Annotated in this window: 11 protein-coding genes and 3 pseudogenes; 6 read left to right on the forward strand and 8 right to left on the reverse strand. The window is 71.9% G+C overall.

Annotated elements, in window-relative coordinates:
• Positions 1-25 precede the first annotated feature (25 nt).
• On the forward strand, positions 26-2,164 hold the full coding sequence (locus QUE51_RS18395; protein ID WP_434017197.1) for a chromosome segregation SMC family protein: 2,139 nt from the start codon (positions 26-28) through the stop codon (positions 2,162-2,164).
• 80 nt (positions 2,165-2,244) lie between these two features.
• Positions 2,245-3,567, forward strand: a complete 1,323-nt coding sequence (locus tag QUE51_RS18400; RefSeq protein WP_434017198.1) for an AAA family ATPase — start codon at positions 2,245-2,247, stop codon at positions 3,565-3,567.
• Positions 3,568-3,721: 154 nt separating this feature from the next.
• Here QUE51_RS18400 and QUE51_RS18525 read toward each other — a convergent pair.
• Positions 3,722-5,361 (reverse strand): annotated as a pseudogene (locus QUE51_RS18525) (alpha-amylase family protein).
• The gene (locus QUE51_RS10840; protein WP_286276419.1) at positions 5,358-6,335 is read right to left on the reverse strand and encodes a TIGR03885 family FMN-dependent LLM class oxidoreductase; all 978 of its coding nucleotides are present in this window, start codon (positions 6,333-6,335) and stop codon (positions 5,358-5,360) included. The pseudogene QUE51_RS18525 and the gene QUE51_RS10840 overlap by 4 nt, the downstream one beginning before the upstream one ends.
• A 117-nt stretch (positions 6,336-6,452) precedes the next feature.
• On the opposite strand from QUE51_RS10840, the pseudogene ftsY reads away from it, so the two are divergent.
• Positions 6,453-7,336: pseudogene (ftsY, locus tag QUE51_RS10845) on the forward strand (signal recognition particle-docking protein FtsY).
• A 308-nt stretch (positions 7,337-7,644) separates the two neighbouring features.
• On the opposite strand, the gene QUE51_RS10850 reads toward ftsY, so the two are convergent.
• From QUE51_RS10850 to QUE51_RS10865, 4 genes and pseudogenes are all read right to left on the reverse strand, one after another.
• Positions 7,645-8,520, reverse strand: coding sequence for an LLM class flavin-dependent oxidoreductase (locus tag QUE51_RS10850; protein WP_286276420.1), 876 nt, complete (start codon positions 8,518-8,520; stop codon positions 7,645-7,647).
• Between the two features lie 2 nt (positions 8,521-8,522).
• Positions 8,523-9,035 (reverse strand): gamma carbonic anhydrase family protein, encoded by a 513-nt coding sequence (locus QUE51_RS10855; protein ID WP_286276421.1) that lies wholly within the window; start codon positions 9,033-9,035, stop codon positions 8,523-8,525.
• Between the two features lie 103 nt (positions 9,036-9,138).
• Entirely contained in the window at positions 9,139-9,555 is a 417-nt protein-coding gene (locus QUE51_RS10860) for an aldo/keto reductase (RefSeq protein ID WP_286276422.1), read from the reverse strand.
• Between the two features lie 53 nt (positions 9,556-9,608).
• Positions 9,609-10,100: pseudogene (locus QUE51_RS10865) on the reverse strand (aldo/keto reductase); the annotation flags it as partial.
• Positions 10,101-10,227: 127 nt separating this feature from the next.
• Between QUE51_RS10865 and ffh the strand changes: the two are divergent.
• Both ffh and QUE51_RS10875 read left to right on the forward strand, forming a co-directional pair.
• The gene (ffh, locus tag QUE51_RS10870) at positions 10,228-11,787 is read left to right on the forward strand and encodes a signal recognition particle protein (protein ID WP_286276423.1); all 1,560 of its coding nucleotides are present in this window, start codon (positions 10,228-10,230) and stop codon (positions 11,785-11,787) included.
• 234 nt (positions 11,788-12,021) lie between these two features.
• Positions 12,022-12,555: a YbhB/YbcL family Raf kinase inhibitor-like protein gene (locus QUE51_RS10875; RefSeq protein WP_286276425.1), complete on the forward strand. Its 534-nt coding sequence runs from the start codon at positions 12,022-12,024 to the stop codon at positions 12,553-12,555.
• A gap of 25 nt (positions 12,556-12,580) precedes the next feature.
• Here QUE51_RS10875 and QUE51_RS10880 read toward each other — a convergent pair whose 3' ends face one another.
• Positions 12,581-13,411, reverse strand: coding sequence for a sulfurtransferase (locus tag QUE51_RS10880; RefSeq protein ID WP_350226644.1), 831 nt, complete (start codon positions 13,409-13,411; stop codon positions 12,581-12,583).
• A 71-nt stretch (positions 13,412-13,482) separates the two neighbouring features.
• Between QUE51_RS10880 and QUE51_RS10885 the strand changes: the two genes are divergently transcribed.
• Positions 13,483-14,286, forward strand: coding sequence for an LLM class F420-dependent oxidoreductase (locus QUE51_RS10885; RefSeq protein ID WP_286276427.1), 804 nt, complete (start codon positions 13,483-13,485; stop codon positions 14,284-14,286).
• A gap of 175 nt (positions 14,287-14,461) precedes the next feature.
• Here QUE51_RS10885 and QUE51_RS10890 read toward each other — a convergent pair whose 3' ends face one another.
• Complete coding sequence (locus tag QUE51_RS10890; RefSeq protein WP_286276429.1) at positions 14,462-15,601, reverse strand: glutamate--cysteine ligase; 1,140 nt, start codon at positions 15,599-15,601, stop codon at positions 14,462-14,464.
• Positions 15,602-15,979 lie beyond the last annotated feature (378 nt).

The following is a 15,979-nucleotide window of genomic DNA, read 5'->3' on the forward strand; positions in this document are numbered from 1 at the left end:
TCCTTCCCACCACCTCGGAGGCCGCGTGCATCTGAAGAGCCTGACCCTCAAGGGGTTCAAGTCCTTCGCGCAGCCGACCACGTTCGCGTTCGAGCCGGGGGTCACCTGCGTCGTGGGCCCGAACGGCTCGGGCAAGAGCAACGTGGTGGACGCGCTCGCCTGGGTCATGGGGGAGCAGGGGGCGAAGACGCTCCGCGGCGGAAAGATGGAGGACGTCATCTTCGCCGGCACCTCGACGCGAGGGCCGCTCGGCCGCGCCGAGGTCACGCTCACGATCGACAACTCGGACGGCGCCCTGCCGATCGACTACACCGAGGTCACGATCAGCCGGACGCTGTTCCGCAACGGCGGCAGCGAGTACGCGATCAACGGGGAGGGCTGCCGGCTCCTCGACGTGCAGGAGCTCCTCAGCGACTCTGGCCTCGGCCGCGAGATGCACGTCATCGTTGGCCAGGGCCAGCTCGACCAGGTGCTGCACGCGAACCCGATGGAGCGGCGCGGCTTCATCGAGGAGGCCGCGGGCATCCTCAAGCACCGGAGGCGCAAGGAGAAGACCGAGCGCAAGCTCGAGTCGATGCAGGCGAACCTCACCCGCCTGTCCGACCTGGCCGGCGAGATCCGGCGGCAGCTGAAGCCTCTCGGCTCGCAGGCGCAGGTCGCGCGCGAAGCTCAGGCGATCCAGGCCGCCGTCCGCGACGCGCGGGCCCGGCTGCTGGCCGACGAGATCGGCGGACTGCGGGGCGAGCTCGCCGCCTTCGGCCGCACCGAGCACGAGCGGGGCGCCGAGCGGATGGTGCTGCAGGCCGAGCTGGACGAGAAGTCCCGGCGGGCCGCGGACCTCGAGGCGAGCGTGTCCACGGAGGAGGTCGATGCGGCCCGCACGGCCGCCTTCGCTCTCGAGTCCGCCCAGGAGCGGCTCCGCAGCCTCTACACGCTCGCGAATCAGCGGCTCGCCCTGCTCGGCTCGGCCGATGACGGGCCCGCCGCAGAGCCGACCGTGTCGCCCGCCATGATCGAGGACGCCCGGGCGGAGCTGGCCCGGCTCGGCACAGCGGTCGAGGACGCAGAGCGCGAGCTCGCCGTCGCCCGGGCCGCATTCGCCGCGTCCCGGCAGGAGCTCGACGCTGTCGATGAGCGGATCGCCGCCCAGAGCGCGGAGGTGTCGCGCTACGACCTCGAGGTCAGCGCCCTGAGCGGCCGCGTCGACGTCGCAGCATCCCGCCTTGCGTCCGTCCGCGGCGAGGTGCTGCGGTCGCGCAACGCGCTGGAGGCCGCTGACGACCGCCACGCGACGGCACTGGCACGCCTGGCGGAGGCCGAGTCGGAGACTGCCGCGGAGGTCGACGACACCCTGCCGGGCCTCCTCGAGGACGCGCAGGCGGAGCTGGAGCGCGCGACGGCGGACGTCGAGCGGCTCAGGGACGCCCTGCACGCCCAGGAGCGGGAGCGGGACGCCCTCTCGGCCCGCACGACGGCCCTCTCGCTGGCGCTCGACGTGAAGGACGGCTCCTCCGAGCTGGCGGCGGCCGGAGTGGCCGGGGTCCGCGGTCTGGTGGCCGACAGCGTCGGCGTGGAGCCGGGCTGGGAGGCCGCCGTCGCCGCGGCGCTCGGGACCCTTGCGGACGCCGTGCTCGCCGACGACGAGGACACGGCGGTCGCCGCCCTGCGCCACGCGGAAGCCGCGGAGCTCGGCCGCGTCGACATCCTGCTGGCCGTCGCGCCCGCCGGCGATGAGCCCGGCGATCGGGCGGGCGCTCCGGTTCTGCCGGGCGTTCCCGCCGCCTCCGTCGTGGCGGCCCCGGCCGGCGTCCTCGCCCTGCTCCGGGACGTGGTGCTCGTCGACGACCTCGACTCCGCGCGGGGCGTCTGGGCTGCCGCACGCGCCGCGCGCCCGGCCGTCACCGTGGTGACGCGCGCGGGGAGGTGCTGTCGCCGCATCTGCTCCGCGGCGGGACCGGGCGCACGCAGAGCCGCATCGAGCTCGCCGCGCAGCGGGACGAGGCCGGCGAACGCCTCGCGGACGTCCGCTCCGCCGCGGATGCAACCCGGGCCGAGCTGGCGGAGCGCCGGGCCGACGCCCAGCGTGCCGGCGAGCAGGTTCGGGCGGCTCAGGCGGCCCTCCGCGAGTCCGAAGGACGCTCGGCTGCACGGTCGCAGACCCTGAACCGGCTCCGCGCCCACGTCGATGCGGCGGTCGCCGAGCACGAGCGCCTCGCCGCGGCGCTGGCTCGCTCCAACGAGCAGGTGGCAGCAGCCGAGGGCGCGCTCGCAGCAGCGAAGGCGGAGTTGGACGCCGCACGCAGCACGCCTCGCCCTGCCTTCGACGGCGGCGTCCGCATCCCGCTCGCCGAGCGCGTCGAGGCGGCGCGCGAGCGGGAGGTCGCGGGGCGGCTCGCCGTCGAGACCGCCCGCGAGCGGGTGCGCGCGGAGACGTCGAGGATCGCCTCGCTCGAGCGGCGCCTCGAGGCGGAGCGGGAGGCCGCCGAGGAGGCGGCGCGTCGGGCGGTGCTCCGCAGACGTCAGATCGAGTCGGCCTCTGCGGTCGCGGAAGCGCTTCCCGCGGTGCTCGACTCTGCTGACCGCTCGGTTGCGCAGGCGCGCCTCGAGCTCGCGGCGGCCGAGGCGGAGCGGTCGGGCCGCAACCGCGAGCTCCTGGACCTCCGCAGGGCGGAGTCGGAGCTCCGCGCCCGACTTCACTCGATCACCGAGCAGGTGCACGGTCTCGAGCTGCGCATCTACGAGAAGCGCCTGCATCTGTCCAGCCTGCTGGAGCGGGCCGCCGCCCTCGGGCTCAGCGAGGAGGTGCTCCTCCGCGAGTACGGCCCCGAGGTGCCGGTCCCCGACGCCTCAGCCGAGGTCGAGGAGGGGGAGCAGCCGCCCACGCGGCCCTTCGTGCGCGAGGAGCAGGAGGAGCGCCTCGCCGTGGCGGAGCGGAAGCTCGCTCAGCTCGGCCGGGTGAACCCGCTCGCGCTCGAGGAGTTCGCGGCTCTCGAGCAGCGGCACACGTTCCTCACCGAGCAGCTCGCGGACCTGCAGAGCACCCGCAAGGACCTCCTCACGATCATCGGGGAGATCGACGAGAAGATGCAGTCGATCTTCCTCACCGCCTTCGAGGACACGAAGGCGGCCTTCGCGGAGGTGTTCCCGATCCTCTTCCCCGGCGGCACCGGCAGCATCGAGCTCACCGAGCCCGACGACCTCCTGACGACCGGCATCGAGGTGTCCGTGCGGCCCGCGGGCAAGAAGATCGAGCGCCTGTCGCTGCTGTCCGGCGGGGAGCGGTCCCTCGCGGCGGTCGCCCTGCTGGTCGCCATCTTCAAGGCCCGGCCGAGCCCGTTCTATATCATGGACGAGGTGGAGGCGGCGCTCGACGACGCCAACCTGGGCCGACTCCTCACGATCTTCGAGGACCTCCGCCGCTCCTCCCAGCTCATCGTCATCACCCACCAGAAGCGCACGATGGAGATTGCGGACGCCCTCTACGGCGTCTCGATGCGCCAGGACGGCGTCTCCGCGGTCGTCGGCCAGCGGATCGGTCGCGAGCGGGAGGAGCTCGCCGCGAGCTAGCTCCCTGGTCTTGTGCGCCTCCGCGGCTCCGCGTCACCGGAAACCGCGGGCACCACCCCTCGCTCAGCAGGCGGAAACCGACCTCGGCAGGACGGAATCGGCCTTTTCGGCCTGCCGGAGGCGGAAACCGCCTGCTGAGCGAGAGTGCAAGGACTCAGGGGAGGACGCGGAGCCAGCGGAAGCCGTAGCCCTCGAGCGGGATCACGGCGGTGCCGGGCTCGGCAAGCGTCTCCCGGGTGCCGCTGAGGAGGTCGAGGAGCGAGCCGCCGTCGACCGCGAGCTCCACGGACACCGGCTCCGCGGCGAAGTTGTGCACGAGCACCACGCAGCCCTCGTCCCACCGCATCGCATGCGCGAGGACGCTGTCGTGCCCCGAGGGCAGCAGCTCGAACGCGCCGAAGCCGATCTCGAAGGTCCGCCGGTAGCAGCCGATGAGGCTCTGCACGAAGCTGAGCAGCGAGTCCGGATCGTGCTGCTGCGACTCGACGCTGACGAACTCGGGGCCGTAGCCGCCGGGCGTCACCGGCGCAGCGAGCCTGCGCGCGGGTGCCGTCGAGAAGCCGCCGTTCGGCCCCGGATTCCACTGCATCGGCGTGCGCACCGCCGACCGGCCCTCCACTGCGAGGTTCTCGCCCATCCCGATCTCCTCGCCGTAGAACAGCGTCGGGGTGCCCGGCAGGGCGAAGAGGAGGCTGTAGGCGAGCCGGATGCGGCGAGGGTCGCCGTCCAGCATGGGCGGCAGGCGCCGGCGCAGGCCCCGGCCGTACAGCTGCATCTCGGGGTCGGGCCCGAACGCGGCGAACACCTCGCTCCGCTCCTCCTCGCTGAGCTTGTCGAGGGTGAGCTCGTCGTGGTTGCGCACGAAGATTGCCCACTGCGCCCCGTCGGGCAGGTCCGGCCGTCCGGCGAGGGCATCCGCGAGGGGCCGGGCGTCCTGCCGGGCCAGGGCGAGGTACAGGTGCTGCATGCCGAGGAAGTCGAACTGCATGGTGAGCTCGCCGCCGTCGGGCCCGCCGAAGAACTGGAGCTGGTCGGCGTACGGCAGGTTGACCTCGCCGAGGAGGACCGCCTGGCCCGACCGCCGGTTCATGAAGGACCGGAGCGACCGCAGGTACTCGTGCGGATCGGGCAGGAGGGAGGCGGCGTCCTTCACCCCGCTCGTGTCGAGGATGAAGGGCACAGCGTCGACCCGGAACCCGGAGACTCCGAGCTGCAGCCAGAAGCCCATGATCTTGGCGATCTCGTCCCGGACCAGGGGATTGGTCACGTTGAGGTCGGGCTGCTGGCGATAGAAGCTGTGCTGGTAGTACTGGCCCGTCTTCTCGTCGTACTGCCAGACGCCGTTCTCCTTGTCGGGGAAGACGTTCTCCTCGTGGCCGGGCGGGGAGCGTCCCGCCACACGTACCAGTCGCGGTACGGCGACTCGCGGCTGGACCGCGACGCCTTGAACCAGGGGTGCTGGTCGGAGGTGTGGTTGACGACGAGGTCGATGATGACCCGGATACCCCGGTCGGCGGCGAGGCGGAGCACCTCGACCAGCTCGCCGTGGGTGCCGAGTCGGGGGTCGACGCCGTAGAAGTCGGTGATGTCGTAGCCGTCGTCGCGGCCGGGGGTCGGATAGAAGGGCATCAGCCAGAGGCAGGTGATGCCCAGTGAGGCGAGGTGGTCGATGCGGTGCGCGAGGCCGACGAAGTCGCCGCGCCCGTCGCCGTTGCCGTCCTGGTAGGTCTCCACGTCGAGGCAGTAGACGACCGCGGAGCGCCACCAGAGGTCGCTGGTGTCGGTGATCCTCATCGCGTCGCCCGAGCCGTGACCGGGAGCTGCGGCAGGACGTGCTCGCCGAACGCGTCCAGGAATTCGTCCTGCTGCTGACCCACGTGGTGCAGGTACACCTCGTCGAAGCCGAGCTGCATGAGCTCGGTCAGCTTGCCGACGTGCCAGCCGAGGTCGGACGAGACGAGCACGGCCTCCTTCGTCGCCTCCGTCGGCAGGTCCTTGGTCCGCTCGTCGAAGGCCTCCGGCGCATCGAGGTCCCAGGCGAGGTCCGGCGGCAGATTGTTCGCGCGCCACTGCTCGTGGGCGATCGCCAGCGCCTCCTCGTCGGTCTTCGCGTAGCTGACGTGCACCTGGAGGACGAGGGGGCCCGTGCCGCCGCCGTCCCGGAAGGCGTCCGACACCTTCCGCACCTCGTCGACGGGCTGGGCGATCGTCGCGAGGCCGTCCGCCCAGCCGCCCAGCCAGCGGGCGGTCTCCGCGCTGACCGCGGCGCCGAGGAGCAGCGGAGGCGTCTCCGGAAGCGTCCACAGCCGCGCGCGGTCCACCGTGACGAGGCCGTCGTGGCTGACCTCCTCGCCGGCGAGGAGGGCGCGCATGACGTCCGCCGACTCCTTGAGCCGCTGGTTGCGGACGTCCTTGGCCGGCCACGCGTCGCCGGTGATGTGCTCGTTGAGGTTCTCGCCGGACCCGAGGGCGACCCAGAGCCGATCCGGGTACATGGCGGCGAGCGTGGCCGCGGCGTGGGCGACGATCGCCGGGTGGTAGCGCTGCCCGGGAGCCGTCACGAGCCCGTGCGGGATGCTCGTCCGCTCGAGCGACGCGCCGAGCCACGACCACGCGAAGCCCGACTGTCCCTGCCGGACGCTCCATGGGGCGATGTGGTCGGAGCACATGGCACCGGTGAAGCCCACCTCCTCGGCACGGCGCACCGCTCGCAGCAGCTCGCTCGGGTGGATCTGCTCGTGGGAAGCGTGGAAGCCGATCACAGTCATGCTCTTCCTCCGTCGTGTCTCCCCGAGGCTATCCGCGGGCTCGGGGGCGGGGACAGGGGTGGCCTGCCTGCTTCGGGACTGCAGAGGGGCGGCCCTCGCCGCGGATAGGCTTTCGCCGTGGCAGATCGCACCCCCTGGTCGCTGGCCGGCCGCCTCCGCGGCATGTTCGGCGGAGCGAAGCGGACCATCGACGAGGACACCTGGGAGGACCTCGAGGCCGCCCTCATCGGCGCTGACTTCGGGCCGACCGTCACCGACGAGACCATCGCGGACCTCCGGGAGAAGGTCGATCGGTACCGGACCACCGACCCCGGGACCTGCAGCGGATGCTGCGGGAGACCATCGAGGAGCGCCTGTCCAAGTTCGACCCCACGCTCCGCCTCACCGAGCGCCCCGCCGTCGTGCTCGTTGTGGGCGTGAACGGGGTCGGCAAGACCACCACGATCGGGAAGTTCGCCAAGTTCGTGCGCAACTTCGGCCGCACCGTGGTGGTGGGCGCGGCGGACACCTTCCGCGCCGCGGCCGTCGAGCAGCTCGCCACCTGGGCCGAGCGTGCCGGCGCCGACATCGTCCGGCCGCAGCATCCCGGCCAGGACCCGGCGTCCGTCGCCTTCCAGACCATCGAGCAGGCCAAGCGCAACGGCACCGAGATCGTCATCATCGACACGGCCGGCCGGCTGCACACCAAGGCCGGGCTCATGGACGAGATGACGAAGATCACGCGCGTCATCGAGAAGCAGGCGCCCATCGCGGAGGTGCTGCTCGTCCTCGACGCGACCACCGGCCAGAACGGTCTGATGCAGGCGGAGGCGTTCCTCGAGTCCGCGGGCGTCACGGGCCTCGTGCTCACCAAGCTGGACGGCTCCGCCAAGGGCGGCTTCGTGCTCGCGGTCCAGGAGCGCACCGGGCTGCCGATCAAGCTCATCGGCCAGGGCGAGGGCATCGGCGATCTCACCGGCTTCACCCCGCACGTGTTCGCCCAGAACCTGGTCGGGGTCTGACCGCGGCTTGCGCTCGGGTCGGCTGATCGAATCACGGAGAATCGGCGGCCGTCTCGCGGGGCAGCTGACCGAATCACGGAGAATCGGCCGCTGACGAGGCGCTCCATGCGGTTTCGGGGCCGTGGACGCTCGAATCTCCTTGATTCGGTCAGGACCTGAAATACCGCCGGTGCTCGGTCGGGACCGCGTCAGGGCCGAGCTGACCGGATCACGGAGAATCAGTCACTCGTGAGCCGGTTCTCCCAGATCCAGGGCCGATGCGGGGCGGATCTTCGTGACTTGGTCAGGGAACGGGGCAGCGTGCCGGATCAGAAGCGAGAGGCGACCTCGAACAGGACTTCCTCGTCGCCGGCGTACACGCCCTCCCGGCGGGGCCAGTGCACGATGACCTCGTCGAACCCCAGCTCGGCGGCGCGTCCCTCCGCGTCCTGGTAGGCGTCGACGCTCTCCAGGGCGAACTGGGCGCCGGAGTCCAGGTTGAGGTAGCGCTGCAGCGGCCGTCCGGCGGCTTCCTCGGCGTCGCGGGAGAGCTCCACCGCCTCGGCGACTCCGCGCCACCAGCCGTCCCGGGAGCTCTCGTCGCGCGACCGGCCGCCGAGCGTGATCCAGCCGTCGCCGCGTTCCGCCGCGTAGCGGATGCCCTTCGGACCGTCGGCGGCGATCAGGAGCGGCACGCGCGGGGACTGGGCCGGAGTGCCGACCATGCGGGCCTTGTTCGCTGTGAACCACTCGCCCTTGAAGGAGATCCCATCCGACCCGGGCGGCTCGAAGCGGAGGAGGGCGTCGAGGCCGTCCGCGAACTCGACGAACCGCCGGTGCCGCTCGCCCGGCGTCAGCATCCGCTGATCGAGCACGGTCGCGTCGAAGCCGGTGCCGCCGGAGCCGAGGCCGAGCTGCACGCGGCCGCCCGAGATGTCGTCGAGCGTCGCCACATCTTTCGCGAACGTGACGGGGTGGCGGAAGTTGGGGGAGGCGACGAACGTGCCGAGGCGGATGTCCGTCGTCACCGTGGCGGCCGCGACCAGGGTGGGGATCGTCGCTCCCCACGGCTCGTCGGCGAGGCTGCGCCAGGACAGGTGGTCGTAGGTCCAGGCGGAGTCGAAGCCGAGCCCCTCCGCGCTGCTCCACAGTCGGCGGGCCTCCCGCCACGGCTGCTGGGGGAGGAGGACGATGCCGTGCCGCATCCTCACGCCTCCAGATACATGCGGCTCAGCGCGACGTAGGTGTCCGCGTTGCGGCGGATCCCCTCGCGCTCCTCGTCGGTGAGCTCGCGGCGCACCTTGGCCGGCACCCCGGCCACAAGGGAGCCCGGAGGGATGACGGTGTCCTCCAGGACCACCGCGCCGGCCGCCACGAGCGAGCCCGCGCCCACGACCGCCCGGTTGAGCACGGTCGCGCCCATCCCGATCAGGCAGTCGTCCTCGACGGTGCAGCCGTGCACGACCGCGCCGTGCCCGACGCTCACGCCGCTGCCGATCCGCACGGGAAGGCCGGGATCGCCGTGCACCACCACGTTGTCCTGGAGGTTGCTGCGCTCGCCGAGCTCGATCGCGTCCCGGTCCGCGCGCAGCACGGCGCCGAAGAACACGCTCGAGGTGGCGGCGAGAGTCACCCGGCCGATGAGCGTCGCGGTCGGCGCGACGAACGCGTCCTCCGCGATCGTGGGGTGGACACCGTCGAAGGGCAGCACAGTCGGCATGCGCCCACGCTAGCGCCGAGCTGCGACACGGCTGCCGCCGGCATCCGCATCACTCCGGACTGTCCGCACCGGAGACCGCTGCGGAGAGTCCCCAGTGGTGCGGTCAGGCGAACGCGTCCTCGACGACGGACCGGTCCTCCTCGGACAGGTCGAGCCCGAGCGCCTCGTGGACGGCGTCCCATTGGTGGGCGCTCCGCGGAGAGACGATCGGGGCGGTCACGAGAGGGTGCGCGCGGAGCCAGGCCAGGGCGAGCCCGGCCGTGCTGACCTCGAAGTCCCGGGCGAGGCGCGCGAGCCGCTCGACGCGCTCCAGCGCGCCTGGCGTGAACACGTCCGCGTAGATGGCGCCGGCCAGGCCGATGCGGCTGTTCGGGTGCACCTCCGCGCCGCCGAGGTACCGATCCGAGAGGATGCCACCGGCCAGCGGGGAGTACGGCGTGTAGCCGAGCCCCTCGGCGGAGGCCAGCGGCAGCAGGTCCCGCTCGTCCGCTCGGACGAGGAGGCTGAACGAGTTCTGCACCCACTCGGGACGGGGAGGCCCTCCGCATCGGCGACGCTCAGCAGCTCCTCCAGCTGCCCGGGCGTCACGTTGCTGCAGCCGTACGCGCGGATGGTGCCCTCCTCGAGCGCCGCCGCGAAGGCGGCGAGCGTCTCGGCCACGGGAGTGGACGGGTCCGGACCGTTGCTCAGGTAGAGGTCGACGCGGCCGAGGCGCCGGATGCTGGCCGCCAGCTGCCGGGCGATGTGCCCTCCGGAGAGGTCCATCCGGTCCTGGCCGGGCTCTGCGCGGCCGCCGACCTTGGTGGCGACGAGGGCATCCTCCGGCTCGCGCTCGCCGAGCCAGCGGCCGACCGCCTCCTCGCTCGCGCCGCCGCCGTACGTGTTCGCGGTGTCGATCACGCGGATGCCGAGCTCCCACGCCTCGTCGAGGCGCTCGAGACCCTGCTTGAGGGTGAGGCCCTTGCCGCGCGTGGCGACGGAGGCGCCGATGCCGCCGATCCCGCCCGCCCCGAAGAAGAACTCGGTGACGGCGATGCCGCTCCTGCCCAGCTGCACCTCGCGCACCCGCTCACGCTAGCCCTCCTGCCGAGTACGTTCCGGCTCGAAAGGTAAGGCGCAACGTACATTCCGGGCCGGAACGTACCAGGGGTCGACCCGGGGGCGGGGCGGCGGCGGGTAGACTGTCGGCCTTATGGCGACCTTCGGTTCCCTCTCCGACCGGCTCACTCAGGCTCTCGCGAACCTCCGCAACAAGGGGCGGCTCAGCCCCGCGGACGTCGACTCCACGGTGCGCGAGATCCGGCGCGCCCTGCTCGAGGCGGACGTCAACCTCGACGTGGTCAAGCAGTTCACCGGCCGCATCCGCGAGCGCGCCCTCGAGGCGTCCGCCAGCCAGGCGCTCAACCCGGCCCAGCAGGTCGTCCAGATCGTCAACGAGGAGCTCGTCGGCATCCTCGGCGGCCAGCAGCGCCGCCTCGAGTTCGCCAAGCGCCCGCCGACCGTGATCATGCTCGCCGGCCTCCAGGGCGCAGGAAAGACCACCCTGGCCGGCAAGCTCGCGCGCTGGCTCGTCAAGGAGGGCCACCGCCCGCTGCTCGTCGCCGCCGACCTCCAGCGCCCGAACGCCGTCACCCAGCTCCAGGTCGTGGGCGAGCAGGCCGGCGCCGCCGTGTTCGCGCCCGAGCCCGGCAACGGCGTGGGCAACCCGGTGCGGGTCGCCAAGGACTCGATGCGCTTCGCGACGGACAAGCAGTACGACGTGGTCGTCATCGACACTGCGGGCCGCCTGGGCGTCGACGCGGACATGATGAAGCAGGCCGCGGACATCCGGAAGGCCACCGACCCGGACGAGGTCCTGTTCGTCATCGACGCGATGATCGGCCAGGACGCCGTCACCACGGCTCGCGCCTTCCAGGACGGCGTCGACTTCACCGGCGTGGTCCTCACCAAGCTCGACGGCGACGCCCGCGGCGGTGCGGCCCTGTCCGTCGCCTCCGTGACCGGACGGCCGATCCTCTTCGCCTCGACGGGCGAGCGGCTCGAGGACTTCGAGCCCTTCTACCCCGACCGCATGGCGAGCCGCATCCTCGACCTCGGCGACATCCTCACCCTCATCGAGCAGGCCCAGTCGGCCTTCGACGAGGAGGAGGCCCGCAAGGTCGCGGAGAAGTTCGCGACCGACAGCTTCACGCTCGAGGACTTCCTCAAGCAGATGCAGCAGTTGCGCAATATGGGCTCGATCAAGAAGATGATCGGGATGCTGCCGGGCGCCAAGGGCATGCGCGAGCAGCTCGACAACTTCGACGAGCGCGACATCGTCCGCACCGAGGCGATCATCCAGTCGATGACGCGCGCCGAGCGGCTGAACCCCAAAATTCTCAACGGCTCGCGCCGCCTTCGCATCGCGCGGGGCTCCGGCATGACCGTGACGGACGTGAACCAGCTCGTCCAGCGCTTCGAGCAGGCCGCGAAGATGATGAAGACGGTCGCCAAGGGCGGCGTCCCGCAGGTGCCCGGCATGGGGCCCGTCCCGGGCGCGAGCTACCGCGGCAAGCCGCAGAAGAAGAAGCAGTCGGGGTCCCGGTCCGGCAACCCCGCCAAGCGTGCCGCCGAGAACGCGGCATTCGCGGCGTCCGCCGCGGCGCCCGCGTCGGGCAACGGGTCGGGCTTCGGCCTGGGCGGCGCCGCACGCGGGGCCGACGCGCCGAGCGAAGAGGACCTCGCGGCGCTGCAGAAGCTCCTCGGCCGCTGACGGGCCCGCGGACGTAGGCGGACGGCGCCCTCGTCCCCTCCCGGTCCTCCGTCCTGTCCACCTGCGCGGATCAGGAAAACGCTTCGCGGATCAGGACACTCGGCCGTTCTCGCACGCCCTCCAGGAACTTCAGCGGCGTGTCGAGGGCGATCTCCTGATCCGCGCGGACCGGCTCCCCGGATGCATTCAGGCGAATGGATCGTAGGCTGACGACACCAGACCGAAGGAGCCCCTGTGAGCGAGCACGACCCGTACGCCATCTTCAACTCCGTCCCCTCGTTCGAGGTGACGAGCACCGACGTCAGCCACGGCGAGCTCGTGCCGGCCCCGCACTGGGGCGACAGCGGTGGCGGCGACGACGTGTCCCCGCAGCTGTCCTGGAGCGGCGCTCCCGAGGGCACCAAGAGCTTCGCCGTGACCGTCTACGACCCGGATGCGCCCACCGCCTCCGGCTTCTGGCACTGGGCCGTCTACAACATCCCCGCCGGCGTCACCGAGCTCGCACAGAACGCGGGCGCCGCGGGTGGGGACCTCCCCGCGGGGGCCCGCACGCTCAAGAACGAGATGCGGCTCGCGCAGTACAGCGGCCCGACGCCGCCGGACGGAACGGGGCGTCACCGCTACTTCTTCGTGGTGTGGGCCCTCGACACGACGCTCGACCTCGACCCCGAGGCGACGCCGGCCATCCTCGGCTTCAACGCCGGCTTCCACGCGCTGGGCCGCGGCACCCTCGTCGCGACCGCCGAGTACGGCGACATCCCGGCCTAGGCTCGCCTGCGAGACGGGGACGGCGCTAAGGCGTCCCCGTCTCGATCGGGAGCTCGGTGCGGCTGTACTGGGACCAGGAACCCGGGTAGAGGCGCCCCGGGCCGAACCCGGCGTACTCGAGGGTCAGCAGGTTGTGGGTGGCGGTGACGCCGGAGCCGCAGTAGGAGATCACCGGCGTGCCCTCACGCACGCCGACGCGCTCGAACCGCTCGCGCAGCACCTCGCGGGGGAGCAGGCGGCCGTGCTCGTCCAGGTTCTCGCGGCACGGGACGCTGACCGCGCCGGGGATGTGACCGGCCCGCGGATCGACGGGCTCGTTCTCGCCGCGGTAGCGGTCCCCGTTCCGCGCGTCGATCACGACGTCCTCGACGCCCGGCTGCTCTTCGGTCGCCCGCAGCTCCTCCAGCTGAGCGATGTGCTCGCGCGGCCACGGGGCGGCGGTGAAGGTCGCCGCAGGACGGCGGACGGGGTCCGGCTCGAGCGCTCCCGGGTAGGACTGGATGCCTCCGTCGAGGAAGGCGGCCTCGTGGCCGAGCGCTCGCAGCATCCACACGAGCCGAGCCGCGATGACCCCGCCCTCGTCGTCGTAGGCGATGACGACGTCGCCGTCCCCGATGCCGAGGGCCGCCATGCCGTCCGCGAAGTCGATCGGATCCGGAAGCGGATGCCGGCCCGCAGCGTCCGAGGATGGCCCGCTGAGCCGCTCCTCGAGCTCGACGAAGACCGCGCCCGGAATATGCCCGGCGTCGTATGCACCCCGGCTCGACCGGCCGTCGAGGTACCAGCGGACGTCGGCGAGGACGACTTCGGAGCGGTGTTCGGCGAGCCAGGAGGGGGACACGACGGGAGGGATCACCCGTCCTACGCTACGGGGCCCAAGGGGGCGCGTGTCCGGAGGCGCATTCTGCAGCGGCGATACTGGACGGGATGAGTATCGACGCGTTCGCCGCCACCTCCCTCCCCGTCCGAGTCGGCGTGCAGATCGCGCCGCAGCACGCGCTCTACCCGAAGATCCGCGAGGCCGTGCAGGAGGTCGAGGACCTCGGCGTCGACGTGCTCTTCAACTGGGACCACTTCTTCCCGCTGCACGGCGAGCCGGACGGCCTCCACTTCGAGGCCTGGTCGCTCCTCGCGGCGTGGGCCGAGCAGACCTCGCGGATCGAGCTCGGACCGCTCGTCAACTGCAACACGTACCGCAACCCGAACCTCCAGGCCGACATCGCCCGGACGATCGACCACATCAGCGGCGGCCGTCTCATCTTCGGCACCGGCTCCGGCTGGTTCCAGCGCGACTACGACGAGTACGGCTACGAGTTCGGCACCGCCGGGCAGCGCCTCGACGCGCTCGCCCGGGACCTGCCGATCATCCGGGACCGCTGGACGAAGCTGAACCCGGCTCCGGTCCGCGACATCCCGATCCTCATCGGCGGCGGCGGCGAGAAGAAGACCCTCCGCATCGTCGCCGAGCACGCCTCCATCTGGCACAGCTTCTCCAACACCGAGACGCTCGAGCGCAAGCTCGGCATCCTGGCGGGGCACGCGGATGCGGTGGGCCGCGACGTCCGCGAGATCGAGATCTCGACCGGCGTCGAGCTCGACTTCTCCGAGGGCCTCCTCGAGGCGCAGCACGCGCTCGGCGTCCGGCTGTTCACTGTCGGCCTGAGCGGTCCGGACTACGACATGGCGCCCGTGCGCCGGCTGCTGGCCTGGCGCGACGCCGCCAACGCCTGAGCCGGGCGACCTCCGCAGGTCGGCGCTGACCGAATCACGGAGGTTCCCGCAAGGAGTGTCCTGCTTCGGCATCCGGACGCTCGCCACGGCCCGAATCTCCGTGAGTCGGTCAGCAGCTCCGGACAGTCAGCGCGAGAAGCGCGAGGAGCGCCCCGGTGACGCCGGCAGGCCGAACTCAGGCGCGCGGCAGCCCGTCGCGGAGCTCTGCGACCAGAGCGGCGACGACCGCCTTCAGGCTTCCGCCGTTCCGCGCGGACGTCGTGAGCTGGCGCTCGTAGCTCGCGCCCCGGTCCAGGATGACGTCGAGCTCGTGCAGCTCGTCCAGGCAGCCGAGCCGCTCGGCGACCGGCTCGAGGCGCGTGATCAGGTCGCGCGTGTCGTCGCGGACGAGCCGCTCGTCGCCTGCCGCGTTCTGGATGAGGATCGTCTCCATCCCGTACCGGGCGGCGCGCCACTTGTTCTCCTTGACGAACCAGGGCTGCATGCTCGGCGGCTCGATGCCCCGGTCGAGCATGGACGACAGGTCCTCGACGAGGCACTGCACGAGGGCCGTCATCGCGCGCACCTCGGACACCGTCGACAGCCCGTCGCAGGCGCGCACCTCGATGGTCCCCCAGCGCGGGGACGGCCGGATGTCCCACCGGATCTCGTCGAAGTGGTCGATCACGCCCACGTGCGTGAGGTCGGCGACCAGAGACTCGTACTCGCTCCACTCGGTGAGGTGCGGCGGGAGCCCGGCGGTCGGCAGCTGCTGGAACATCAGGGCCCGGTTGGACGCGTACCCGGTGGCCTCGCCGCTCCAGAACGGGCTGGAGGCCGACAGCGCCTGCAGGTGCGGGTAGTAGGGGAGGAGCCCCGCGAGGATCGGCAGGACCTTGGCCTGATCGTCGATCCCCACGTGCATGTGGACGCCCCAGATGAGCATCTGCCGTCCCCACCACTGCGTGCGGTCGATGAGGGTCGCGTAGCGCTCCTTGTCCGTCACGCGCTGCTGCGTCCATTGGGCGAAGGGATGGGTCCCCGCGCACATGAGATCGACGCCGAGCGGCTCGGCCGCATCCCGGACCTGGGCGATTGTCTCCTCCAGGTCGCCCACGGCGCCGAGCACCGTCTTGTGCACTCCGGACACGACCTCGACCGTGTTGGTCAGCAGCTCGGCCGTGATGCGGGAGAAGCCCTCGTCGTCGGTCAGGTCGAGCGTGGAGAGGATCTCAGGCGCCGCGGGGGCGAGATCGCCGCTGGCATGGTCGACGAGCGCGAGCTCCCACTCGACGCCGAGATCGGATCGCGCTGAACGGGCGAATTCGATGGCCACGGCGTCATCCTGTCACGACACCCGTCATCGGCCCCTCGCGGAACGTCGAGAAACGCGGCCGGCCGGCGGAAGTCCTCCCCCGGAAGCCGCCCCGAGGCACCCGCGGCAGCAAGGAGGAACCTCCGCCGCGTTCCTGCCAGCCACCGTCGACACGATGCCGTGTCCGATCGCCGCGAGTGCGGTGTCGGAGGGGCGAACTAGCGTGGACGAGTGACGTCCACACCGCCCTCGGCCGCTCCTCCCGTCGACCTCGCTGCGCCCGGACGCGCGTTCGCGATCCCGCTCGCGATCGGTGTGACGCTGCTGTCCTGGGCGAGCGCCTTCGTCGTCATCCGCGGCGTCGGCGACTCGCTCTCGCCGGGCTCCCTGGCCCTCGCC

The sequence above is a fragment of the Naasia aerilata genome (genome assembly GCF_030296595.1).
Lineage (GTDB): Bacteria > Actinomycetota > Actinomycetes > Actinomycetales > Microbacteriaceae > Naasia > Naasia aerilata.